The sequence below is a fragment of the Pantoea sp. SORGH_AS_0659 genome, from assembly GCF_031453915.1.
Classification (GTDB): Bacteria; Pseudomonadota; Gammaproteobacteria; order Enterobacterales; family Enterobacteriaceae; genus Pantoea; species Pantoea leporis.
Map to the genome: position 1 here is coordinate 2,015,786 of NZ_JAVJAK010000001.1, position 22,573 is coordinate 2,038,358.

Sequence of the window (22,573 nt, forward strand, 5' to 3'; positions counted from 1 at the left end):
GGTTTAGGCTTTTTTGGTTTTCTTGTCAATTTTCACTTCGGCTTTAACTTCTTGAGCATTCTCACTCAATGACTCAGAGAATTCACGACCGTAGAAGGTATCCAGCATGATTTGTTTTAACTCAGCAATCAGCGGATAGCGTGGGTTCGCACCGGTACATTGGTCATCGAATGCATCCTCAGCCAGTTTGTCCACTTTCGCGAGGAAATCAGCTTCCTGCACGCCCGCTTCGCGGATTGAGGTTGGGATGCCCAACTGCGTTTTCATCTCTTCAAGCCAGGCGAGCAGTTTTTCAATTTTCTGCGCGGTGCGGTCGCCAGCGGCGGAGAGTCCCAGATGGTCAGCAATCTCAGCATAACGACGACGTGCTTGTGGGCGGTCGTACTGGCTGAAAGCCGTTTGCTTAGTCGGGTTGTCATTGGCGTTATAGCGAATGACGTTTGAAATCAGCAGGGCGTTTGCCAGACCGTGTGGAATGTGGAACTCAGAGCCCAGTTTATGCGCCATTGAGTGACACACACCCAGGAAGGCGTTTGCGAACGCAATCCCCGCGATAGTTGCCGCATTGTGAACGCGTTCACGTGCTACCGGATTTTTTGCGCCATCGCGATAACTGGCTGGCAGATTCTCTTTCAACAGTTTCAGTGCTTGCAAGGCCTGACCATCAGAATACTCATTCGCTAATACGGAGACGTATGCTTCAAGTGAGTGCGTTACCGCATCGAGGCCACCGAAGGCGCAAAGTGAACGCGGCATATCCATCACCAGGTTGGCATCAACTATAGCCATATCTGGCGTCAGCGCATAATCCGCTAATGGATATTTCTGGCCGGTCGCATCGTCCGTTACCACGGCAAACGGCGTTACTTCAGAACCCGTACCGGAAGTGGTAGTGATGGCCACCATACGCGCTTTAACACCCATTTTCGGGAACTTATAGATGCGTTTACGGATGTCCATAAAGCGCAGTGCCAGCTCTTCGAAATGCGTCTCAGGATGTTCGTACATCACCCACATGATTTTTGCTGCATCCATCGGTGAACCACCGCCGAGTGCGATAATCACATCAGGTTTAAAGCTGTTCATCTGCTCTGCACCTTTACGGACGATGCTCAGCGTTGGGTCAGCTTCTACTTCGAAGAAGACTTCGGTTTCAATACCGTGAGATTTCAGTACGCGAGTCACCTGATCGGCATAGCCATTATTGAACAGGAAGCGGTCGGTAACGATAAAGGCGCGTTTGGCACCATCAGTTGCCACTTCTTCCAGAGCAATCGGCAGTGAGCCGCGACGGAAGTAAATAGACTTCGGAAGTTTATGCCACAACATATTCTCAGCTCGCTTGGCCACGGTTTTCTTGTTGATGAGATGTTTTGGTCCCACGTTCTCAGAAATGGAGTTACCGCCCCATGAACCACAGCCCAACGTCAGTGATGGAGCCAATTTGAAGTTGTACAGGTCACCGATCCCACCTTGTGACGCCGGCGTGTTAATCAGAATACGCGCGGTCTTCATTTTGTCGCCGAAGTAATGCACACGCTCGATCTGATTATCCTGATCGGTATACAGACATGAGGTGTGGCCAATACCGCCCATGGTTACCAGTTTTTCAGCTTTATCGACCGCGTCGTGGTAATCCTTCGCCCGGTACATCGCTAAGGTTGGAGAGAGTTTTTCATGCGCGAAAGGCTCTGATTCATCAACCAGTTTCACTTCACCAATCAGAATCTTGGTGGTTGCCGGCACGCTAATTCCCGCCAATTCGGCAATCTTCGTCGCTGGCTGGCCGACAATCGCCGCATTCAACGCGCCATTCTTCAGAATGATATCCTGAATCGCTTTAAGCTCTTTACCTTGCAGCAGATAGCCGCCGTGGCTGGCAAAACGCTCACGTACCGCATCATAAGCCGAATCAACCACAATTACGGATTGCTCAGACGCACAAATCACACCGTTATCGAAGGTCTTCGACATCAGGATGGATGCGACAGCGCGTTTGATATCCGCTGTTTCATCAATTACCACTGGCGTGTTACCGGCACCAACACCAATTGCGGGCTTACCGGAACTGTAAGCGGCTTTGACCATGCCCGGACCGCCGGTTGCAAGGATCAGGTTGATATCAGGGTGATGCATTAACTGATTAGAAAGTTCGACAGATGGGGTGTCGATCCAGCCGATGATATCTTTTGGTGCGCCCGCCGCAATCGCTGCCTGCAGCACAATGTCGGCGGCTTTGTTAGTGGCATCTTTCGCACGTGGATGCGGAGAGAAGATAATGCCGTTGCGGGTTTTCAGGCTAATCAGCGCTTTGAAAATTGCCGTAGAAGTAGGGTTGGTGGTAGGAACGATGCCGCAGATCAGGCCAATCGGTTCAGCAATAGTAATCGTGCCGAAGGTGTCATCAGTGGCGAGAATACCGCAGGTTTTTTCATCTTTATAGGCGTTATAGATGTATTCAGAAGCAAAGTGGTTCTTGATGACTTTATCTTCAACAATACCCATACCTGATTCGGCAACGGCCAGCTTGGCCAGTGGAATGCGTGCGTCTGCAGCGGCGAGGGCGGCAGCGCGGAAGATTGCATCAACTTGTTCCTGACTAAAATTAGCGTACTCACGCTGTGCCTTTTTTACACGTTCAATCAGTGCATTAAGTTCGGCAACATTAGTAACGGCCATAGTGCTCTCCTGAAGGAAGTTAAACTCTTTTAGTAAACAAGCCTGAATCCAGAAGTATAGTCACGCTATGCTTATATATTGGTCAGGTTGGCGTCTGTATTGCCGTTGCTTACTAAAAGGGTTTCCTGGTCAAGATACTTAAGCGTCAGGAAGTTGTTTCGACGGGGTAAGATTACCCCTGATGAGGTAGGTAAATTTTGATGCAGATCAATCCGGATCTAAGCTGACACCTTTCAGCACTAACTTTCGCAAGTAAAGTTAGCGCGATGTGCCACATATTCTGCACGCATCGGCTGCATCGCAATAACCAACGGTTAACAGCAGCTAAATAAACTGGCTCAAAGCCAGACGGATAGCATAAATTTCTGCCGCCACCTCTGGTTTTTCGCCCGGCTTATGCACTACATTAAGCGCGCTTTTCTACTCAGACTTTACCGGAGCCCACTTTGAATCCCGTGCTACTCGATCTTTCCGGCTACATTAAGTTTTTTGTCGGTTTGTTTGCCCTGGTAAATCCGGTAGGTATCATCCCGGTCTTTATCAGCATGACCAGCTATCAGGCGGTGGTTGAACGAAATAAAACCAATCTTACCGCCAACCTGGCTGTGGCCATCATCCTCTGGACGTCACTGTTTCTTGGCGATGGCATCCTGCATCTGTTTGGCATTTCGATAGATTCATTCCGTATTGCTGGCGGTATTCTGGTGGTCACTATCGCGATGTCGATGATCAGCGGAAAACTGGGTGAGGATAAGCAGAACAAGCAGGAGAAGTCAGAGAGCGCTATTCGCGAAAGCATTGGCGTGGTACCGCTAGCGTTACCGTTAATGGCTGGTCCCGGTGCAATTAGTTCAACCATTGTCTGGAGTACGCGTTATCACAGCTGGCAGAACTTAATTGGTTTTAGTATCGCGATTGCCATTTTCGCCTTTTGCTGTTGGCTGCTGTTCCGCGCAGCACCGTTGATGGTGCGGGTGCTTGGACAAACCGGGATTAACGTGATTACCCGTATTATGGGCTTGTTGTTAATGGCGTTGGGCATCGAGTTTATTGTTACAGGTATGAAATCTATTTTTCCTGGTTTGCTGAATTAAACGAAGTTATTTTTTTCTTTTAAGAGATTTCACGATCCAAAATGGTGCATATCTTCATTTTATTGCACCATTTTGGTTAATTTATTCATTAGCCTTAACTGCAAACGTCCAGCATCACTTTTACTACTATCCTCATCCCATCCGAGTAAAACCTCACACTAAACTGTGATAATCGTCACAGATAATTGTTCTGCACATATCTTTGAAATTAGCATTTGAGAAAAGTTGATAAGTTAATCGATGACTCTTTATGCGGATAATGGCTAATTTTATAGTCGAATTCGTAAAAATCATATTGAAAGAACAATAACGAGTAAATTACATGCAGTTATCCTACAAATAACTTTAAAATCATTTGGTTAATCGATTATTCAATAAAAGAATTAACACTTTTCCTACTCACCCGAACGTGATAAAAGAGAATCTGCTAACATTTTTGCAGTTTAGCTTTGGCGTGCGGGCATCTGTTCTGATAATTTTCGGCACATCACAAATTTTTTATATGATAGTGACAAATGTGTACGCTTCTTGCTTGCAGGCTATCAGGCTTATGATTAAGGTTGATATTTGTTGATGAAATGCATGGTAGCGAAAACGGCAGTACGTTCAGTGCTTGCCCTCTGCCTTACAGGCGCACTGGCAGCAAGCCAGGCAGCCCAAATTCCCGCGGGCACGCAATTATCTGAATTACAGCGTATCGTGATTAATAATGGCAGTGAGGTGGCAACGCTTGATCCGCAGAAAGCAGAAGGCGTGCCGGAATCCAATGTCATGCGTAATTTACTGGAAGGCTTGGTTGAAACCGATAATAACGGTCAACTCGTCCCCGGTGTCGCTAAGCAATGGCAAAGCGAAGAAGGGCGCATCTGGATTTTCACGCTGCGTGACGATGCGCGCTGGAGTAACGGCCAGGCTGTTACTGCTCAGGATTTCGTCTACAGCTGGCAGCGCCTGGCCGATCCTAAAACTGCTTCGCCTTACGCCAGCTACTTACAGGCTGCGCATGTGGCGAACGTTGACGCCATTCTGTCTGGCAAAGCCGCACCGTCTGAACTCGGCATTAAAGCCCTCGACGATCGTCATCTGCAAGTCACCCTTTCTGAACCCGTTCCCTACTTTGTTGCCATGCTGGCTCACAGCGCGATGAAACCGGTCTATCGTCCGGCGATAGAGCAGTGGGGCGAGCAGTGGACACAGCCGCAACACTATGTTGGCAATGGCGCTTTTACACTCGCGGAGTGGTTGGTAAATGAAAAAATCGTGGTGAAACGCAATCCACAGTATTGGGATAATACCCACACGGTGATAGAAGAGGGCGTATTTTTACCGCTCTCCTCAGAGAACAGCGATATCAACCGCTATCGCAGCGGTGGCACCGATATGACCAACAGCGTGGTGCCGCCGGAAATGTTCAAAAAGTTACAGCAGGATCTCGGCGATGAGGTCAAAATTAGCCCACTGCTGTGCACCTTCTATTACGAAATTAATAACAAAAAAGCGCCATTCGATGACGCGCGCGTACGCGCCGCGCTAAAGTTAACCCTCAATCGCGACATCATTGCGCAGAAGATCATGGGCCAGGGCCAGATTCCTGCCTACGGATTGACGCCGCCGTTTACCCACGGTATCACGCTTTCCCCACCGGCCTGGGCGCAACAAACGCAGTCCGAGCGTAATGCCAGCGCCAAACAGTTATTAGCCGATGCCGGCTTTAATCAGCAAAACCCGCTGCGTTTTACGCTGCTGTACAACACCTCCGAACAAAACAAGCGACAGGCGATTGCTGCGGCCTCGATGTGGCAGAAAAATTTGGGGGCGGTGGTGACATTGCAGAACCAGGAGTGGAAAACGCTGCTGGAGACGCGCCATCAGGCGCAGTATGACGTGGTACGCGCCACATGGTGCGCAGATTACAACGAACCTTCTACCTTCCTGAATATGCTGTTGAGCGGTTCATCCAATAACACCGCGTTTTACCACAGCCCGGCGTTTGACCAGTTGATGCAGCAAACATTAACCAGCGCAGACGAAGCAAAGCGCGCCTCGCTTTATCAGCAGGCGGAAGCGCAACTCGATAAAGACTCGCCAATCGTACCTGTCTATTACCGCGTTAGCGTGCGGTTGGTAAAACCCTGGGTGGGTGGTTTTACCGGCAAAGATCCGCAGGACATGCTGGCGTTGAAATACTATTACATAAAGAAACATTGAGTAATGGGCCGATCCGGCGCTACAGTCGGGCGGCACTTTACCGTGGTAAACCCTGAAGGGTGATTAGGGTCTTCGTTCAGACACGCGAAGATCACCTGGAAACGGGGTACGCCGGGCGTTAAATCGACCCGGTAAAGATAATAAAACTGGAGCGTAATAATGAACAACATCACAAAAAAAAGCCTGATTGCCGCGGGCGTATTAGCCGCAATCGGCGCGCTGGCAGGGAATGCCGCGCTGGCAGCAACAGTGCCAGCAGGCGTTGAATTGGCAGCAAAACAGGAACTGGTTCGCGGTAACGGCGATGAAGTACAGTCGCTGGATCCCCACAAGATTGAAGGTGTACCCGAAGACAACATCGCACGTGATCTGTATGAAGGTTTAATCACCAGCGACAGTGATGGCAAACCGGTACCGGGCGTGGCGGAAAGCTGGGAAAACAAAGATTTCAAAGTCTGGACTTTCCACCTGCGCAAGAACGCTAAATGGTCCAACGGTGAGCCGGTTACTGCACAAGATTTCGTATATAGCTGGCAGCGTCTGGTCGATCCGAAAACCGCATCGCCTTACGCCAGCTATCCGCAATACGGCCACATCGTCAATGTTGACGACATCATCGCCGGTAAAAAGCCAACTTCCGAGCTGGGTGTAAAAGCCATCGACGATCACACACTGGAAGTGACCCTGAGCGAGCCCGTACCCTACTTCTATAAGCTGCTGATCAACTCCGTGATGTCTCCGGTGTATAAGCCGGCGATCGACAAATTTGGCGATCAGTGGACTCAACCGCAAAACTGGGTCGGTAACGGCGCCTTTAAACTTGAATCCCACGTGATCAACGAACGCGTAACGCTGGTGCGTAACCCGCAATATTGGGATAACGAGCACACCGTGCTGAACAAAGTCACCTTCCTGCCAATTAACTCCGAAGTCAGCGATGTTAACCGTTACTTCTCTGAGAACGGCAGCGATATCACTTACAACAACATGCCTATCGAGCTGTTCAAAAAACTGCAGCGTGACAACGGCAAAGAGTTGATGGTCAAGCCATACCTGTGCACCTATTACTACGAAATCAATAACCAGAAAGCGCCATTCACCGATCCACGCGTGCGTACCGCGCTGAAACTCGGTCTGGATCGCGACATCATGGTAAACAAGGTTCTGGCGCAAGGTCAGCAACCGGCTTACAGCTTCACCCCGCCAGCCACCGATGGCATGGAGCTGCTGCCGCCGGATTGGTTCACGTGGGATCAGAACAAGCGTAACGAAGAAGCGAAAAAGCTGCTGGCTGAAGCGGGTTACACCGCGGATAAACCGCTGACCTTCAACCTGCTGTACAACACCTCCGATCTGCACAAAAAACTGGCGATCGCCGCCTCATCTATCTGGAAGAAAAACATCGGCGTGAACATCAAGCTGGAAAACCAGGAGTGGAAAACCTTCCTCGACACGCGTCATCAGGGCAACTTTGATGTCTCTCGTGCGGCATGGTGTGCGGATTACAACGAACCGACTTCATTCCTGAACATCATGCTGTCTGACAGCAGCAGTAACACCTCGCACTACAAAAGCGCTGACTTCGATAAAGTTATTCACGATGCGGTTAAAGCCACAGACGATAAAGCGCGCGTAGCGGATTATCAGAAAGCTGAGCAGATTCTGGATAAAGACAGCACCATTGTACCGGTTTACTACTACGTCAATGCGCGTTTGGTGAAACCTTACGTGGGCGGTTACACCGGCAACGATCCGCTGGATAAAACCGTCGATAAAAACCTGTATATCATTAAACATTAATAGCACTCAGGCTATCGACAGTGGCGGTGCTGCGGCACCGCCTTTTTACTTTGTGAAGCAACAGCCTGGTAGGTACGGCAATGTTAAAATTCATCCTGCGTCGGCTCCTTGAAGCCATCCCGACGCTGTTTATCCTCATCACCATCTCTTTCTTTATGATGCGACTGGCACCCGGCAGTCCATTTACCGGCGAACGTGTCCTCTCGCCGGAAGTGATGGCGAATATCGAAGCGAAGTACCATCTCAACGATCCCATTGGCAAACAGTACCTGAGCTACCTGGTGCAGTTGGCACATGGCGACTTTGGCCCTTCGTTTAAATACAAAGATTACTCGGTCAATTATCTGGTCGGCCACGCCTTCCCGGTGTCAGCCAAACTTGGTCTGGCTGCCTTCTTCCTCGCCGTGGTGCTGGGCGTAACGGCTGGCGTGATCGCCGCCCTGAAGCAAAACAGTTTGTGGGATTATGCCGTGATGGGGGTCGCGATGACCGGCGTGGTGATCCCCAGCTTTGTCGTGGCACCGTTACTGGTGCTGGTGTTTGCGATTACCTTACGCTGGCTACCAGGCGGCGGCTGGAACGGCGGCCAATGGAATTACATGTTGCTGCCGATGGTGGCGCTGTCGCTGGCCTACATCGCCAGCATCGCGCGTATTACCCGTGGTTCGATGATTGAAGTGATGCATTCAAACTTCATCCGTACCGCGCGCGCTAAAGGACTGCCATTGCGTCGTATCGTGCTGCGTCACGCGCTGAAGCCTGCCATGTTGCCGGTGCTTTCCTATATGGGACCGGCGTTTGTCGGCATCATCACCGGTTCCATGGTGATTGAATCCATCTATGGTTTGCCGGGCATCGGCCAGCTGTTCGTTAACGGGGCATTGAACCGTGACTACTCGCTGGTGATGAGTCTGACCATTCTGGTTGGCGTGCTGACCATTCTGTTTAACGCGATCGTTGATGTGCTGTACGCCGTGATCGATCCGAAAATCCGTTACTGATTGTGGAGCTCGCCCATGATGTTAAGTAAAAAAAACAGCGAAGCTCTGGATGCCTTCAGTGAAAAACTGGAAGTCGAAGGGCGCAGCCTCTGGCAGGATGCGCGTCGCCGCTTTATTCACAACCGTGCAGCCTTCATCAGCCTGCTGGTGCTGCTGGTGATCACTTTGTTCGTGGTGTTCGCCCCGATGTTGTCGCAGTTCAAATATGACGACACCGACTGGGCGATGATGTCTGCCGCGCCGGATACCGTCTCCGGCCACTGGTTTGGCACCGATTCATCGGGTCGCGACCTGCTGGTGCGTGTTGCGATTGGTGGCCGTATCTCGCTGATGGTGGGCATTGCCTCCGCGCTGATCGCGGTGCTGGTGGGCACGCTGTATGGCTCACTGGCGGGTTATCTGGGCGGTAAAATCGACTCGGTGATGATGCGTATTCTGGAGATCCTCAACTCCTTCCCGTTCATGTTCTTCGTTATCCTGCTGGTAACCTTCTTTGGTCGCAACATTCTGCTGATCTTTGTGGCGATCGGCATGGTGTCGTGGCTGGATATGGCGCGTATCGTACGTGGGCAGACGCTGGGCCTGAAGCGCAAAGAGTTCATCGAAGCGGCGCAGGTCGGCGGTGTGAGCACCTTCAAAATCGTGCTGCGTCACATTGTGCCAAACGTATTAGGCGTAGTAGTGGTGTATGCCTCGCTGCTGGTGCCGAGCATGATCCTATTCGAATCTTTCCTCAGCTTCCTTGGCCTCGGCACTCAGGAACCGCTGAGCAGTTGGGGCGCATTGCTGAGCGATGGCGCCAACTCGATGGAAGTGTCGCCGTGGTTACTGATGTTCCCGGCAGGTTTCCTCGTGGTCACGCTGTTCTGTTTTAACTTTATCGGCGATGGCTTGCGTGATGCCCTCGACCCGAAAGATCGTTAAGGAGTTTCCCGATGACCATTCATGAATTTCAGCCAGCCCTGGCTGCACGTGCGGGAAACAATAACCTGCTGCTTGATGTAAAAGACCTGCGCGTCACCTTTAGCACCCACGATGGCGATGTCACCGCTGTGAACGACCTCAACTTTTCACTACATGCGGGTGAAACTCTGGGCATTGTTGGCGAATCCGGCTCGGGGAAATCGCAAACCGCGTTTGCCTTGATGGGGCTGCTGGCAAAAAATGGGCGCATTGGCGGTTCAGCGAAATTTAACGGCGCAGAGATCCTCAATCTGCCGGAAAGCAAGCTCAACAAACTGCGCGCAGAGCAGATTGCGATGATCTTCCAGGATCCAATGACGTCGCTTAACCCTTACATGCGCGTCGGCGAGCAGTTAATGGAAGTGCTGAAGCTGCATAAAGGCATGAACAGCGCTCAGGCGTTCGAAGAGTCGGTGCGCATGCTGGATGCGGTGAAAATGCCGGAAGCGCGTAAGCGTATGAAGATGTTTCCGCATGAGTTCTCGGGCGGTATGCGTCAGCGTGTGATGATTGCGATGGCGCTGCTGTGTCGGCCGAAGCTGCTGATTGCCGATGAGCCGACTACGGCGCTCGACGTGACCGTACAGGCGCAGATCATGACGCTGCTGAATGAGCTGAAGCGCGAATTCAATACTGCGATTGTGATGATTACCCACGATCTCGGCGTGGTAGCGGGTATCTGTGACAAAGTGCTGGTGATGTACGCCGGTCGTACCATGGAATATGGCCGTGCACGTGATGTGTTCTATCATCCTGCCCATCCATACTCGATTGGCTTGCTGAGTGCGGTGCCGCGTCTGGATGCTGAGGAGGGCGAGTCGCTGACCACCATTCCAGGCAACCCGCCAAACCTGCTGCGCCTGCCGCAAGGCTGTCCGTTCCAGCCTCGCTGCGCCTACGCCATGGACATTTGTGCCAAGGCACCGCCGCTGGAGCCTTTCGCTGAAGGTCGCTTACGTGCCTGCTTCAAGCCGGTGGAGGAGTTAGTATGAGCACCGTAGTCGAAGAGAAAAAAGTCCTGCTGGAGATCGCCGACCTTAAGGTGCACTTTGAGATTAAGGATGGCAAACAGTGGTTCTGGCAGCCACCGCATACCCTAAAAGCAGTCGACGGCGTCAGCCTGCGTTTGTACGAAGGTGAAACGTTGGGCGTAGTAGGCGAATCAGGCTGCGGTAAATCAACGCTGGCCCGCGCCATCATTGGCCTGGTAAAAGCCACAGAAGGGCGCGTTGCCTGGTTAGGACGCGATCTGCTCGGGCAAAGCCAGGAGCAATGGCGTCAGGCGCGCAGCGATATCCAGATGATTTTCCAGGATCCGCTGGCATCGCTCAATCCGCGTATGACCATTGGCGATATCATTGCGGAACCGCTGCGCACCTATTACCCGAAGATGCCGGGCCAGCAAGTGAAGGATAAGGTGAAAACCATGATGATGAAGGTTGGGTTGTTACCTAACCTCATCAACCGCTATCCGCACGAGTTCTCGGGCGGCCAGTGTCAGCGTATTGGCATCGCGCGGGCGCTGATTCTCGAGCCGAAGCTGATCATCTGCGATGAGCCGGTATCGGCGCTGGACGTGTCGATTCAGGCGCAGGTCGTTAACCTGTTGCAGCAATTGCAGCGAGAAATGGGGCTGTCACTGATCTTTATCGCACACGATTTGGCGGTGGTAAAACACATCTCGGATCGCGTGCTGGTGATGTATCTCGGGCATGCGGTTGAGCTGGGTACTTACGATGCGGTGTATAACAATCCGCAGCATCCGTACACCCGCGCGCTGATGTCAGCGGTGCCGATTCCCGATCCGGACCTGGAGAAGAACAAGCAAATCCAGCTGCTGGAAGGAGAGCTGCCATCGCCGATCAATCCGCCATCGGGATGCGTGTTCCGCACCCGTTGCCCGATTGCCGGACCAGAGTGCGCGAAAACCCGGCCGCTGCTGGAAGGCAGCTTCCGTCATGCGGTCTCTTGTTTAAAAGTCGATCCGCTGTAAATGAAAACGCCGGGCAATCGCCCGGCGTTTTTTTGTCTGTCGCTTACTCGCGCCACAGGATGTGGCAGAGTTTGTGATTTTTCTCGCGGCAAAGCAGGACGCGTGCAAACACATCAGTGATCGGCTCGCCGTCGGCTTCACCTAATCCAATCACCACTTCTGCGAAGAAGTCTGGGTTGAGATCGAAATCAACATGTTCCTGCCAGTCTTCCGCAGGATCGAACAGTTCCGCGCCACCGCGCTCTTCAAACTGCAGATTGAACAGAATAATGTCAGCGGGATCGAGATTGTCGCCAGCCAGCTCAAGAAAAATATCGTAAGCCTGCTCCAGCGTTTCATCTTCAGTAAGGCGATTATTTAAATCCATGGTCATTCCTGCTTGCCCTGAGGCGGTAATATTTTCGCTCGTTTTACAGTAAAGGACTAAAGAAGTAAAACAGTCGTTCAACGATACGTTGCCACCAGGCACGTTTAGCCCAGCGAGCACCATCCAGTAAGCGTGAGCGGGCGATGTAATCATCCTGCACGGTAGCGAGATCGCTGCCAAAGCCGTCATCATCAACCACCAAGGTGATCTCAAAGTTGAGCCACAGGCTGCGCATATCCAGATTAACCGTGCCGACCAAACTCAGCTGCCCGTCAACCAGCACACTTTTGGTATGCAATAGGCCATCTTCAAACTGGTAAATCTTCACGCCGGCTTCCAGCAGTTCGGTGAAGAAGGCACGACTCGCCCAGCCTACCAGCAGCGAATCATTATGGCGCGGCACAATGATGCTCACTTCCACACCGCGTAACGCTGCGGTACAGATGGCGTGCAGCAGGTCATCGCTCGGCACAAAGTAGGGCGTGGTCATAATCAGCTGCTGACGCGCGGAGTAGACCGCTGTGAGTAACGCCTGATGGATCATATCTTCCGGAAAGCCGGGCCCAGAAGCGATCACCTGAATGGTATGCCCGCTCTCCTGTTCGAAGGGCATCACGTTGCCATCCGGCGCGGGCGGCAGAATGCGTTTACCGGTTTCAATCTCCCAGTCGCAGGCATACACAATGCCCATGGTGGTTGCCACCGGGCCTTCCATGCGCGCCATCAGGTCAATCCATTGGCCCACGCCGGCTTCCTGCTTAAAGAAGCGTGGATCAACCAGATTCATGCTGCCGGTATAAGCGATGTAGTTATCGATCAGCACCACTTTACGATGCTGTCGCAAGTCCATGCGGCGCAGGAAAACACGCAGCAGGCTTACCTGCAATGCTTCAACCACGTCGATGCCGGCATTGCGCATCATGTTGACCCACGGACTGCGGAAGAAGGTGACGCTGCCCGCTGAATCCAGCATCAAACGGCAATGTACACCGCGACGCGATGCGGCCATCAGCGATTCCGCCACTTCATCGGCCAGCCCGCCGGGATGCCAGATATAGAACACCATCTCGATATTATGCCGTGCCAGCTGGATATCACGGATCAGTGCGTGCATCACGTCATCGGAGTTGGTCAGCAACTGCAGCTGATTACCTTTCACGCCGGCGATGCCCTGACGATGGCGGCACAAATCAAACAGGGACCGCGCCACGTCGCTGTGTTCAGTGGCGAAGATATGACGGCACTGTTTGAGATCGTTAAGCCATTTGGCGGTGGAGGGCCACATGGTGCGCGCGCGTTCGGCACGCCTTTTACCTAAATGCAGCTCACCAAAAGAGAGATAAGCGATTATACCCACCAGCGGTAGAATGTAGATGATCAGCAGCCAGGCCATTGCTGAGGTGACTGCGCGGCGTTTCATCAGAATACGTAGCGTGACACCCGCAATCAGCAGCCAGTAACCAAACAGCAGCAACCAACTGATTAGGGTATAAAATGTGGTCATTAAGTGGACGTCCTGTTCGCGCTTTGTTGTGCAAAGTTTACGTGCTGATCACAGGGAGTGAAACCTTTAATCGTGAATGACGTTTCGATGAAGCTTTCGATTTGGCATTTCCTGGCAGATCTTTATAATGCCTGCCGAGTTTAGCCTGTCTGAGAGGATGTGATGAGACGCAGCAAAAATGAAGTGGCGCGCTGGAGAATGTTACGGCAGGTACACCGTCGTCGTTCTCGCTGGCTGGAAGGGCAGTCGCGTCGTTATAAGCGCATCCATACCATTCGTCATCAGGTGGCGCAGCAACATCGCCGCTCCATCCTGTTTATCTCGCAAATGGACTGATGGGTTTACGCGGCCATCATGCGCCGCGTAGCACCCGGATGACATTGACCATCTCTACTGCCGCTGCCAGCACAATTAACATCACAACGTGCTGACGAGCGTTGCGCCAGCCTTGCTGACGCCATAGCCAAAGTGCTCTGCCGATGAAAGCGAATGCTATCACCAGCAGTAAAACTGACAACCACATAGATTAGAAAACGCGTTTGAACGGTTTGACCGCGACTTTCTCATACACGCCTGCGGCAATGTAGGGATCATCCTTGGCCCATGATTCCGCGACTTCCAGCGAAGAGAATTCGGCGATGATCACGGAACCGCTGAAACCGGCCGGGCCTGGATCGTTGCTGTCAACTGCTGGCAGCGGACCCGCAGCAATCAGTCGACCTTCATCTTGCAACAGCTTCAAACGAGCAAGATGCGCGGGACGTACCGAGTTGCGTTTTTCCAGTGAATCAGCGGTATCTTCCGCATAAATGACGTAAAGCACGATGGGATACTCCCGTTAGACTTGCCGAAATTGCGTGACACGTTAAGTGATCGTTAATCAGAGTGCAAACGAAAGATAAATACGCTGTCATTCAGCGCAATCAGGGTTAAAAAAGACCTTTCTGCGGGGCGCTTGCACATCGCTTATTGAAACTGATTGCTATTTGCATTTAAAATCTGCGCTTCACTCAATGAACATGAATGATATGACCACGTTGACTACGCCTTTACCTTCACGTACCCCCATTGCTGTAATTTTATCCGTGGTACTTCACGGTTCGTTGATCGCTGGCATTCTCTATGCATCTTTTCATCAGGTGATTGAAGTTCCAAAAGCGTCCCAGCCTATCAGCGTTTCGCTGGTGGCTCCGGAAGTGCAACCCGAACCTGCGCCTGCTCAGGTCACGCCGCCGCCACCTGAACCTGAGCCGGAGCCTGAAGTGGCGCCAGAGCCGCCGAAGGTTGAGCCGGTACCGATTCCTAAGCCGGAGCCTAAGCCGAAGCCAAAACCTAAACCGAAGCCAAAGGTTGAAAAGAAGGTTGAGCCGAAACCGCGTCAGCAAGTGAAGCCGCAGGAAAATCCGTTTAAGCAGGAAGCGGCAACCACGCAGACGCGTCCAACAACCGCGCCGAAAGCCAATCCGACCGCAACGCCGAGCATCTCAGATGGTCCGAAAGCGATGAGCGTCAGCAAGCCTGCCTATCCGGCACGTGCGTTCGCGCTGCGTGTTGAGGGACGTGTGCGGGTGCAGTTTGACGTTGATAGCGACGGTCGTGTGGATAACGTCCAGATTTTGTCGGCAGAACCGCGCAACATGTTCGAGCGCGAAGTGAAGCAGGCGATGAAGAAGTGGCGTTATCAGCCAGGTCGTCCAGGCAAGAATCTCACCATGAACATCGTATTCCGCATCAATGGTGGCGCCAATATCGAATGAGCACTCGTGGCTGAGAGGTAAAAAGAAAGCGGTCAGATGACCGCTTTTTTAATGTTACAGATCGCTTAAATTGCTTCTGCCGGGCGGCAGCGGGCGAGATTGCCCGGTATTGTCGACGGCGACGTAGACAAACACCGCTTCGGTTGCGCAGTAGGTCTGTCCAATCGGTTCGGACGACACTTTCTTGATCCACACTTCGACGTTTATGGTCATGGAACTGTTGCCGGTGCGGATGCAGCGTGCGTAGCAGCTCACCACATCGCCAACCGCCACCGGTTTAAGGAACGTCATTCCGTCCACGCGCACGGTGACGACACGTCCTTCGGCAATCTCTTTCGCCTTAATTGCGCCGCCCATGTCCATCTGCGACATCAACCAGCCACCAAAGATATCTCCGTTGGCATTGGTATCCGCTGGCATGGCCAGGGTACGCAACACCATCTCGCCTTGCGGCGACTTATGTTTTTCGTCCATTGCTCAGTTCTTCTGCAGGTGAAGAGAAGCCCGACGCTGTCGGGCGGAGTGGCATTATTTTTGTTCTTGTTGCGGCATCTGTCGCCAGATATACACGCCGCTTAACAGGGTAAAGAGTAGGGTCAGGCCGGTCAGACCGAACACCTTAAAGTTAACCCAAAATTCCTGCGATAACCAAAACGCAACATAAATATTCGCTAAGCCGCAGGCGAGAAAGAAGATTGCCCAGGCAATGTTGAGATTGCGCCACACGCCTGAAGGCAGTTGTAACTCTTTGCCCAGCATGGTTTGAATCAGCGGTTGCTTCATAAACCACTGGCTGTAGAGCAGCGCGACGGCAAACAGCGAATAGATCACCGTGACTTTCCATTTGATGAATTCATCGTTATGGAACACCAGCGTCAGCGTGCCGAATACCGCGACCAGCACAAAGGTAAAAATGGTCATTTTTTCCAGCTTGCGGTAGAGCACCCAACTGACGACCAGCGCCAGACCGGTGGCAACGATCAGTGCGCCGGAGGCGACAAAGATGTCGTACAGCTTGTAGAAGATGAAGAAAACCACCAGGGGAAGAAAATCGAGTAACTGCTTCATAGCGTTTCCAAATAGGCAGGAGCGTACAGTTATGGCGCCCGGGTGAGCGCCATAACGATTAACGTAACAGCATATACAGCCGGTACAGATAGATAATCAGCACTGCGGAGACCAGGTTACCCAGCGCGTTCAACACCACGGAGGCGATATTGGCGGGCAGCACGGTCAGCGATGAAAAGAAGAACATCAGCACAATTTTGGCCAGCAGCCACAGCACAATAGCTGGTGCGATAACCTTAATATTCTTCCAGGCGAGACGCATGCTGGCACGCATCGCGCCAATCACGCCGAGCTTCTCATTGGCGAGAATCACCGGTGCCAGTGAAAACAGGATCGCCAGAATCACGCCCGGTACCATCAGCACCATAAAGCCCAATTGAACCAGCAGGGTGATCAGGAAGGTCTGCAGCAGCAGCTTTGGCAGGATGGGCGCAGATGCGCCAATAGCGCGCAGCGCGCTGACGCGTTGTCCGCCCGATACCATTGGGATTAGAAGCAGCATGCCACCCAGCAGCAGCGTGTTGCCAATCAACGCAGCGAACGTGCCTGCAGCGGAAGCGCGCAGCAAAATACGCTGCTGATCCGGAGACATATTTTGTACCAGCTCAAACAGCGACGATGCGCTGTCATCGGACTGGCTCAACAACGAGAGCTGGTCTTCACCTGGCGTTAACGCGTGGCCGACGATCACAGTAATGAACGAGGTCAGCAGCGCCAGCAGTAAAATAGTAACCAGCTGATGGCGCAAAAAATTTCCTGTGTCACGGTATAACGAGCTTGCCGTGATAGACATGTAAACTCCTTGAAAGAACCGGATTAATTAACCCGGCGATTGTACATGTTCTACTGGCGTGCTGGCACCCGCATTGGGATAACTTTCTGTCATAACAGGTAAAGAAGGGTGAAAAAGCGCAGGAAGACCGTAGCGAGCACGGGCGCGATCGCAAGCTTCGTTCTGTTCACCGTTCTCGCCGGACATCGAAAACTCCCGACAGGGCGAAGGGCGCTGCTGATAAATACCGCAGGAGACGCAGCCGCCGACGTCGCCCTGCAGCGCAATACAGCGCGGCTGGCGTTGGTTGGTGCCGCGCATATTGCGCATAAATGGGGTTAACGGTTCTGTTAATTCAACGGGAACAGCACCGGCGCCATCATCGGCTTCGGCCCAGTAAAAAGAGACACGGAAGTGCGCGCAGCATGCGCCACAGGTCACGCAAGGATTTAGTGAATCGCTCATCTGATCGCCCGCCACCTTTAAGGTATCGAACCAAAATCACACAGGGGAAAGTTAAAATAGTCACGGCGAAAAATTTTCGCAAGCGGACTTTTATTACGCGCTGTAAAGCCAAAATTGATCTGAATCAATTCATTGTTTTTTAAGTGATTAATTTAGATTGATGCAGATGATCTTTTACCAAAAAAGGGGTAAATGTTGTGCCGCATTCAACATTGAGACCCATCTTTATTTGGCAAAGGAGTGATTATGAAACTGGCAAAATGCGCACTGCTGATGGCGCTGGCAATTCCGCAACTGGCTCTGGCTCATGAAGCCGGTGATTTCTTTATGCGTGCAGGTAGCGCCACCGTTCGTCCGACTGAAGGCTCTGACAATGTGCTGGGTATGGGCGGCTTTAACGTTAGCAACGATACGCAGCTGGGCTTGACCTTCACCTATATGGCAACGGATAACATCGGCGTTGAGCTGCTGGCTGCAACCCCGTTCCGTCATAAGGTTGGAATGGGCGCCACCGGTAATCTGGCCACCGTGCGTCAGCTGCCGCCGACCTTAATGGCGCAGTACTATTTCTTTGATAGCAAAAGTAAAGTCCGCCCGTACGTTGGCGTCGGTATCAACTACACCACCTTCTACGATGCCAAATTCAACCAAACGGGTGAGGATGCCGGATTAAGCGACCTGAGCGTGAAAGACTCGTGGGGCATGGCGGGCCAGGTCGGTCTGGATTATCAAATCAACCGCGACTGGATGCTGAATGCCTCGCTGTGGTACATGGATATTGATACCGAAGTGAAATTTAAAGCTGGCGGTGAGCAGCAAAACATCAACACGCGTATCGATCCGTGGGTGTTCTTCTTTGGTGCGGGATATCGATTCTAATCGGCAACCAGAAATGAAGCGGGCGACCAGAAGGTCGCCCGTTGTGTTATTTGATCTGCATATTGTTAACCACAGATTTCACGCCCGCCACGCTACGCGTTATGGCCACCGCGCGATTTGCCATCTGCGGTGAGCTGACAAAACCGCTCAGCTGAACTTTACCCTTGAAGGTTTCAACATTGATTTCGGTCGATTTCAGCGACTCGTCATTCAACAGCTGAGCCTTAACTTTGGTGGTTACCACGGTATCGTCGATGTAACCGCCAGTGCCTTCTTTGGTTGCTGTGGGTGCACACGCGCTAAGTGCCAGCGCCATTACCGCAGCCATCATAAATCCTGCAACGACTTTGAAAAATTTCATTGGTTATCTCCCTGTCTTAGATGATGTTTCGCCGCAATGGGGCGGCGCAATTAATTGTGGTCTGGAGATGCGAAATCAGCAAATCGGCGCGCGTGAAAAAGTCAGAAATAGGGCGTTTTTACCACTTATTGATCCAATCGCAGTTTTCGCTGGGCATGAAAATCTGAGAGTAGCCGGGAATTTGAGTTTGGGGATATTTTTGGCAATAAAAAGGCCTTATCCGCACCAGCGAATAAGGCCCTGAAGGATTTTAGCGGGTGGCTGCTTTCAGACTACTCACAAAGGCTTTCAGCTCGCTGAGCAGCGTGGCCGGATCGTTCTGGTTACGCTCAATGATTTTCACAATTGCCGACCCGGAAATGGCACCCGCCGCACCAGCGGCGATGGCTTCTTTCACTTGGCCGGGTTCAGAGATACCAAAGCCCTGCAGCGGCGGCGCAGCGTTAAACTCACGCAGCTTTTCGATCAGGTGATGCAGCGGCAGGCTGGCACGATTTTCCGAACCGGTGACGCCTGCGCGTGACAGCAAATAGGTATAACCGCGACCGTGCGCAGCGATCTCACGCAGCAGTTCATCGTCAGCATTTGGTGGACAGATAAAGATCGGCGCCACATTGTGGCGCAGCGCAGCCTGACGGAAAGGCGCAGACTCTTCCAGCGGCACATCCGCAACCAGCACGGAATCGACGCCCACCGCTTCACACTGTGCATAAAAGTTATCGATACCTTTGCTGAACACCAGATTGGCGTACATCAGCAAGCCAATCGGCAGCTCGGGATATTTCTGGCGCACGGTCGCCAGAATTTCAAAGCACTGCGCCACGGTGGTGCCGGAAGCAAAGGCACGCAGCGTCGCGCCCTGAATGGTTGGGCCGTCGGCCAGCGGATCCGAGAACGGAATACCGAGTTCTAACGCGTCCGCACCGCCTTCCACCAGGGTATCGATAATTTTCAGCGAAAGTTCAGGTGACGGATCGCCGAGGGTAACGAAGGGGACAAACGCGCCTTCTTGCTGCGCCGACAGACGTTGAAACAGATGATTGTAACGTTCCATCAGATCTCTCCCTTGGCTTTCAAAATATCGTGAACGGTGAAGATGTCTTTATCGCCGCGACCAGAAAGGTTAACCACCAGCAGCTGCTCTTTTTCCGGATTTTCGCGGATCATTTTCAGTGCATGTGCCAGCGCGTGTGAGGATTCGAGCGCAGGAATAATCCCTTCAGCACGGCACAGCTCTTTAAAGGCGCTGAGCGCTTCGTCATCGGTAATCGAAACATATTCCGCGCGGCCGATACTGTTCAGATGCGCATGCTGAGGACCCACTGACGGGAAGTCCAGACCTGCAGAGATTGAGTAGGATTCTTCAATCTGCCCCTCTTCGGTCTGCATCATCGGCGCTTTCATACCGAAATAGATCCCCACGCGACCGTGCTTGAGCGGCGCACCGTGTTCTCCGGTTTCGATACCGTGCCCCGCCGGCTCCACGCCGATCAGACCAACGCTTTCTTCTTCGATAAAATCAGCGAACATGCCGATAGCGTTCGAACCACCGCCCACGCAGGCTAACACCGCATCCGGCAGGCGACCTTCGCGCTCCAGAATCTGGGCTTTGGTCTCTTCACCAATCATGCGCTGGAATTCACGCACGATAGTCGGGAACGGGTGCGGGCCCGCGGCGGTGCCGAGCATGTAGTGCGCGGTTTCATAGCTGCCAGACCAGTCGCGCAGCGCCTCGTTACAGGCATCTTTCAGCGTGGCTGAGCCGCTATGCACCGGAATCACTTCCGCGCCCATCAGACGCATACGGAATACGTTTGGCGACTGACGCTCAACGTCCTTGGCGCCCATGTAGATGCGGCACTTCATACCCAGCAGGGCACAGGCTAACGCTGACGCGACACCGTGCTGACCGGCGCCGGTTTCCGCGATGATCTCGTTTTTGCCCATGCGCTTAGCCAACAGCGCCTGACCCAGCACCTGGTTGGTTTTATGCGCACCACCGTGCAGCAAATCTTCACGCTTTAGATAAAGGCGGGTTTTGCTGCCTTTAGTCAGGTTGCTGCACAGCGTTAAAGCCGTTGGGCGTCCAGCGTAGTTTTTCAGCAGGTCAGTAAACTCGGCCTGAAACTCGGGATCGCGCTGCGCTTCAACAAACGCATTTTCCAACTGGCGCAAGGCTGGCATCAGGATTTGTGGTACGTACTGGCCGCCAAACTCGCCAAAATAGGGATTCAATAACGTGGTCATTTTTTCATCTTCCTTATTCGGCCCGCGCCATGGCGGGCAAGCGAAATTAATAGGCGCGCAGCGTGCGGAATACCGCCGCGACTTTGCTGGCATCTTTAATGCCTGGCGCAGATTCTATGCCGGAGTTGAAATCGAGGCCGGCACAGCCCAGCTGCGCGGCCTCAACGCAGTTGTCAGCGCTTAGGCCACCGGCCAGCAGCACATTGCTGAGATCCTGGCCTTGCAGCAGTGACCAATCGAAACGCTGGCCGGTGCCGCCCTGGCCATTATCAAACACGTAACGATCGACGTGCGGCCAGTCGCGCGCAGGTAACTGCTCTTTAATGCTCAGCGCTTTCCAGATTTTGGTGTCTGCTGGCAGCGCCTGACGCAATTCTGCGACGAACGCCTGATCTTCATCGCCGTGCAACTGCACCGCATAAAGTTTTAAACTTTCCGCTAGCGTGACAATGTCACTTGCCGCATTGTTGCAGAACACGCCAACATACTTCAGCGGGGCAGCAGCCTGCACAACCTGCGCTTGGTCGCGGCTGATTTTACGCGGCGAGCCTTCAGCGAAGATCAATCCACCATAGATTGCGCCAGCTTCCAGCGCTGCGCGTGCATCTTCGGCGCGGGTCAGGCCGCAGACTTTGTTATCACCGAGCAATACGCGACGCACGCCAGCGGTGAGATCGGCTTCTTCCATCAGCGCGGAGCCAATCAGGAAGCCGTTAGCGAAGTGGCTTAGCTCACGAACCTGGGCATAATTGTGAATGCCAGATTCGCTAATGACGGTGACGCCATGTCCGAGGCGCGGGGCTAACTGACGCGTGCGATTCAGGTCGATGGACAGGTCGCGCAGGTCGCGGTTATTAATGCCGACAACTTTGGCTTCCAGCGCAATCGCGCGTTCCATCTCTTCTTCATTACTGACTTCGGTCAGCACGCCCATTTTCAGGCTGTGCGCCACGGCGGCGAGCTGACGATATTGCTCATCATCCAGCACTGACAACATCAGCAGAATGGCGTCGGCCTGATAATGTCGTGCCAGATAGATCTGGTAGGGATCGATGATGAAGTCTTTGCACAACACCGGTTGCGTGATGGCGGCGCTAACAATCGGCAGGAACGCAAAATCGCCCTGGAAGTATTTCTCATCGGTTAACACCGACACCGCAGAAGCGTAATGACGATATACGCCAGCGATGGTGGCGGGATTGAAATCCTCGCGAATCAGCCCTTTGGAGGGCGAAGCTTTTTTGCATTCCAGGATGAATACCGTGCGCGATCCACGTAGTGCATCGTAAAAATGACGTTCCGCAGGCTGCAAATCGTTCTGGAAGGTGGCCAGCGGCTGCTGTGCTTTGCGCGCTTCAACCCAGACGGCTTTATCTTGTACGATTTTCTCTAAAACAGTGCCCTTAATACTCATC

Annotated in this window: 23 protein-coding genes; 10 read left to right on the forward strand and 13 right to left on the reverse strand. The window is 52.7% G+C overall.

Going from position 1 to position 22,573, the window contains the following annotated elements; translation table 11 throughout:
- Positions 1 to 3: 3 nt before the first annotated feature.
- Entirely contained in the window at positions 4 to 2,679 is a 2,676-nt protein-coding gene (gene adhE, locus Q3H59_RS09415; protein WP_309834450.1) for a bifunctional acetaldehyde-CoA/alcohol dehydrogenase, read from the reverse strand.
- Positions 2,680 to 3,125: 446 nt separating this feature from the next.
- Between adhE and Q3H59_RS09420 the strand changes: the two genes are divergently transcribed.
- The 7 genes from Q3H59_RS09420 to oppF all read left to right on the forward strand — a co-directional run bounded on the left by Q3H59_RS09420 (position 3,126) and on the right by oppF (position 11,738).
- Positions 3,126 to 3,773: a YchE family NAAT transporter gene (locus Q3H59_RS09420; RefSeq protein ID WP_008106584.1), complete on the forward strand. Its 648-nt coding sequence runs from the start codon at positions 3,126 to 3,128 to the stop codon at positions 3,771 to 3,773.
- A gap of 573 nt (positions 3,774 to 4,346) precedes the next feature.
- On the forward strand, positions 4,347 to 5,981 hold the full coding sequence (locus tag Q3H59_RS09425) for an ABC transporter substrate-binding protein (protein ID WP_309834456.1): 1,635 nt from the start codon (positions 4,347 to 4,349) through the stop codon (positions 5,979 to 5,981).
- A gap of 159 nt (positions 5,982 to 6,140) precedes the next feature.
- Positions 6,141 to 7,781: an oligopeptide ABC transporter substrate-binding protein OppA gene (gene oppA / locus Q3H59_RS09430; RefSeq protein ID WP_309834458.1), complete on the forward strand. Its 1,641-nt coding sequence runs from the start codon at positions 6,141 to 6,143 to the stop codon at positions 7,779 to 7,781.
- 80 nt (positions 7,782 to 7,861) lie between these two features.
- Complete coding sequence (oppB, locus tag Q3H59_RS09435; protein WP_007892378.1) at positions 7,862 to 8,782, forward strand: oligopeptide ABC transporter permease OppB; 921 nt, start codon at positions 7,862 to 7,864, stop codon at positions 8,780 to 8,782.
- Positions 8,783 to 8,797: 15 nt separating this feature from the next.
- Positions 8,798 to 9,706 (forward strand): oligopeptide ABC transporter permease OppC, encoded by a 909-nt coding sequence (gene oppC / locus Q3H59_RS09440; RefSeq protein WP_008106577.1) that lies wholly within the window; start codon positions 8,798 to 8,800, stop codon positions 9,704 to 9,706.
- A gap of 11 nt (positions 9,707 to 9,717) precedes the next feature.
- A complete protein-coding gene (locus Q3H59_RS09445; RefSeq protein WP_101764249.1) occupies positions 9,718 to 10,737 on the forward strand; it encodes an ABC transporter ATP-binding protein in 1,020 nt (339 codons plus the stop codon).
- A complete protein-coding gene (gene oppF, locus Q3H59_RS09450; protein WP_101764250.1) occupies positions 10,734 to 11,738 on the forward strand; it encodes a murein tripeptide/oligopeptide ABC transporter ATP binding protein OppF in 1,005 nt (334 codons plus the stop codon). Before Q3H59_RS09445 ends, oppF begins: the two co-directional genes overlap by 4 nt.
- 43 nt (positions 11,739 to 11,781) lie before the next feature.
- Here the strand turns inward: oppF and Q3H59_RS09455 are convergent, their stop codons facing one another.
- Positions 11,782 to 12,111: an HI1450 family dsDNA-mimic protein gene (locus Q3H59_RS09455; RefSeq protein WP_271459703.1), complete on the reverse strand. Its 330-nt coding sequence runs from the start codon at positions 12,109 to 12,111 to the stop codon at positions 11,782 to 11,784.
- Between the two features lie 37 nt (positions 12,112 to 12,148).
- Positions 12,149 to 13,609: a cardiolipin synthase gene (gene cls / locus Q3H59_RS09460; protein WP_101764252.1), complete on the reverse strand. Its 1,461-nt coding sequence runs from the start codon at positions 13,607 to 13,609 to the stop codon at positions 12,149 to 12,151.
- A 162-nt stretch (positions 13,610 to 13,771) separates the two neighbouring features.
- Here cls and Q3H59_RS09465 point away from each other — a divergent pair, with 162 nt between their 5' ends.
- Positions 13,772 to 13,945 carry a YciY family protein gene (locus Q3H59_RS09465; RefSeq protein WP_137385893.1) on the forward strand — a complete coding sequence of 58 codons (174 nt, stop codon included), beginning with the start codon at positions 13,772 to 13,774 and terminating at the stop codon, positions 13,943 to 13,945.
- 16 nt (positions 13,946 to 13,961) lie between these two features.
- Here Q3H59_RS09465 and Q3H59_RS09470 read toward each other — a convergent pair whose 3' ends face one another.
- A complete protein-coding gene (locus tag Q3H59_RS09470) occupies positions 13,962 to 14,132 on the reverse strand; it encodes a hypothetical protein (protein ID WP_309834467.1) in 171 nt (56 codons plus the stop codon).
- A 3-nt stretch (positions 14,133 to 14,135) separates the two neighbouring features.
- Positions 14,136 to 14,432: a YciI family protein gene (locus Q3H59_RS09475; RefSeq protein WP_101764253.1), complete on the reverse strand. Its 297-nt coding sequence runs from the start codon at positions 14,430 to 14,432 to the stop codon at positions 14,136 to 14,138.
- Positions 14,433 to 14,637: 205 nt separating this feature from the next.
- Here Q3H59_RS09475 and tonB point away from each other — a divergent pair, with 205 nt between their 5' ends.
- A complete protein-coding gene (gene tonB, locus Q3H59_RS09480) occupies positions 14,638 to 15,366 on the forward strand; it encodes a TonB system transport protein TonB (RefSeq protein ID WP_192411714.1) in 729 nt (242 codons plus the stop codon).
- A gap of 54 nt (positions 15,367 to 15,420) precedes the next feature.
- On the opposite strand, the gene yciA is transcribed toward tonB, so the two are convergent.
- The 4 genes from yciA to Q3H59_RS09500 are packed head-to-tail and all read right to left on the reverse strand — an operon-like array spanning position 15,421 to position 17,671.
- Positions 15,421 to 15,840, reverse strand: coding sequence for an acyl-CoA thioester hydrolase YciA (gene yciA, locus Q3H59_RS09485; RefSeq protein WP_007892397.1), 420 nt, complete (start codon positions 15,838 to 15,840; stop codon positions 15,421 to 15,423).
- Between the two features lie 54 nt (positions 15,841 to 15,894).
- Positions 15,895 to 16,434, reverse strand: a complete 540-nt coding sequence (locus Q3H59_RS09490) for a septation protein A (protein ID WP_008106564.1) — start codon at positions 16,432 to 16,434, stop codon at positions 15,895 to 15,897.
- 58 nt (positions 16,435 to 16,492) lie between these two features.
- Entirely contained in the window at positions 16,493 to 17,227 is a 735-nt protein-coding gene (locus Q3H59_RS09495; RefSeq protein ID WP_101764255.1) for a YciC family protein, read from the reverse strand.
- Positions 17,228 to 17,254: 27 nt separating this feature from the next.
- Positions 17,255 to 17,671, reverse strand: a complete 417-nt coding sequence (locus Q3H59_RS09500; RefSeq protein WP_101764256.1) for a YkgJ family cysteine cluster protein — start codon at positions 17,669 to 17,671, stop codon at positions 17,255 to 17,257.
- Between the two features lie 246 nt (positions 17,672 to 17,917).
- Between Q3H59_RS09500 and ompW the strand changes: the two genes are divergently transcribed.
- On the forward strand, positions 17,918 to 18,550 hold the full coding sequence (ompW, locus tag Q3H59_RS09505) for an outer membrane protein OmpW (protein WP_309834471.1): 633 nt from the start codon (positions 17,918 to 17,920) through the stop codon (positions 18,548 to 18,550).
- A 46-nt stretch (positions 18,551 to 18,596) separates the two neighbouring features.
- On the opposite strand, the gene Q3H59_RS09510 is transcribed toward ompW, so the two are convergent.
- The 4 genes from Q3H59_RS09510 to trpCF all read right to left on the reverse strand — a co-directional run bounded on the left by Q3H59_RS09510 (position 18,597) and on the right by trpCF (position 22,572).
- Positions 18,597 to 18,911 carry a BON domain-containing protein gene (locus Q3H59_RS09510; protein WP_192411715.1) on the reverse strand — a complete coding sequence of 105 codons (315 nt, stop codon included), beginning with the start codon at positions 18,909 to 18,911 and terminating at the stop codon, positions 18,597 to 18,599.
- A 250-nt stretch (positions 18,912 to 19,161) separates the two neighbouring features.
- A complete protein-coding gene (gene trpA / locus Q3H59_RS09515) occupies positions 19,162 to 19,965 on the reverse strand; it encodes a tryptophan synthase subunit alpha (protein ID WP_192411716.1) in 804 nt (267 codons plus the stop codon).
- Positions 19,965 to 21,158, reverse strand: coding sequence for a tryptophan synthase subunit beta (gene trpB, locus Q3H59_RS09520; protein ID WP_101764259.1), 1,194 nt, complete (start codon positions 21,156 to 21,158; stop codon positions 19,965 to 19,967). The genes trpA and trpB overlap by 1 nt, the downstream gene beginning before the upstream one ends.
- 46 nt (positions 21,159 to 21,204) lie before the next feature.
- Positions 21,205 to 22,572, reverse strand: a complete 1,368-nt coding sequence (gene trpCF / locus Q3H59_RS09525) for a bifunctional indole-3-glycerol-phosphate synthase TrpC/phosphoribosylanthranilate isomerase TrpF (RefSeq protein ID WP_192411717.1) — start codon at positions 22,570 to 22,572, stop codon at positions 21,205 to 21,207.
- Position 22,573 lies beyond the last annotated feature (1 nt).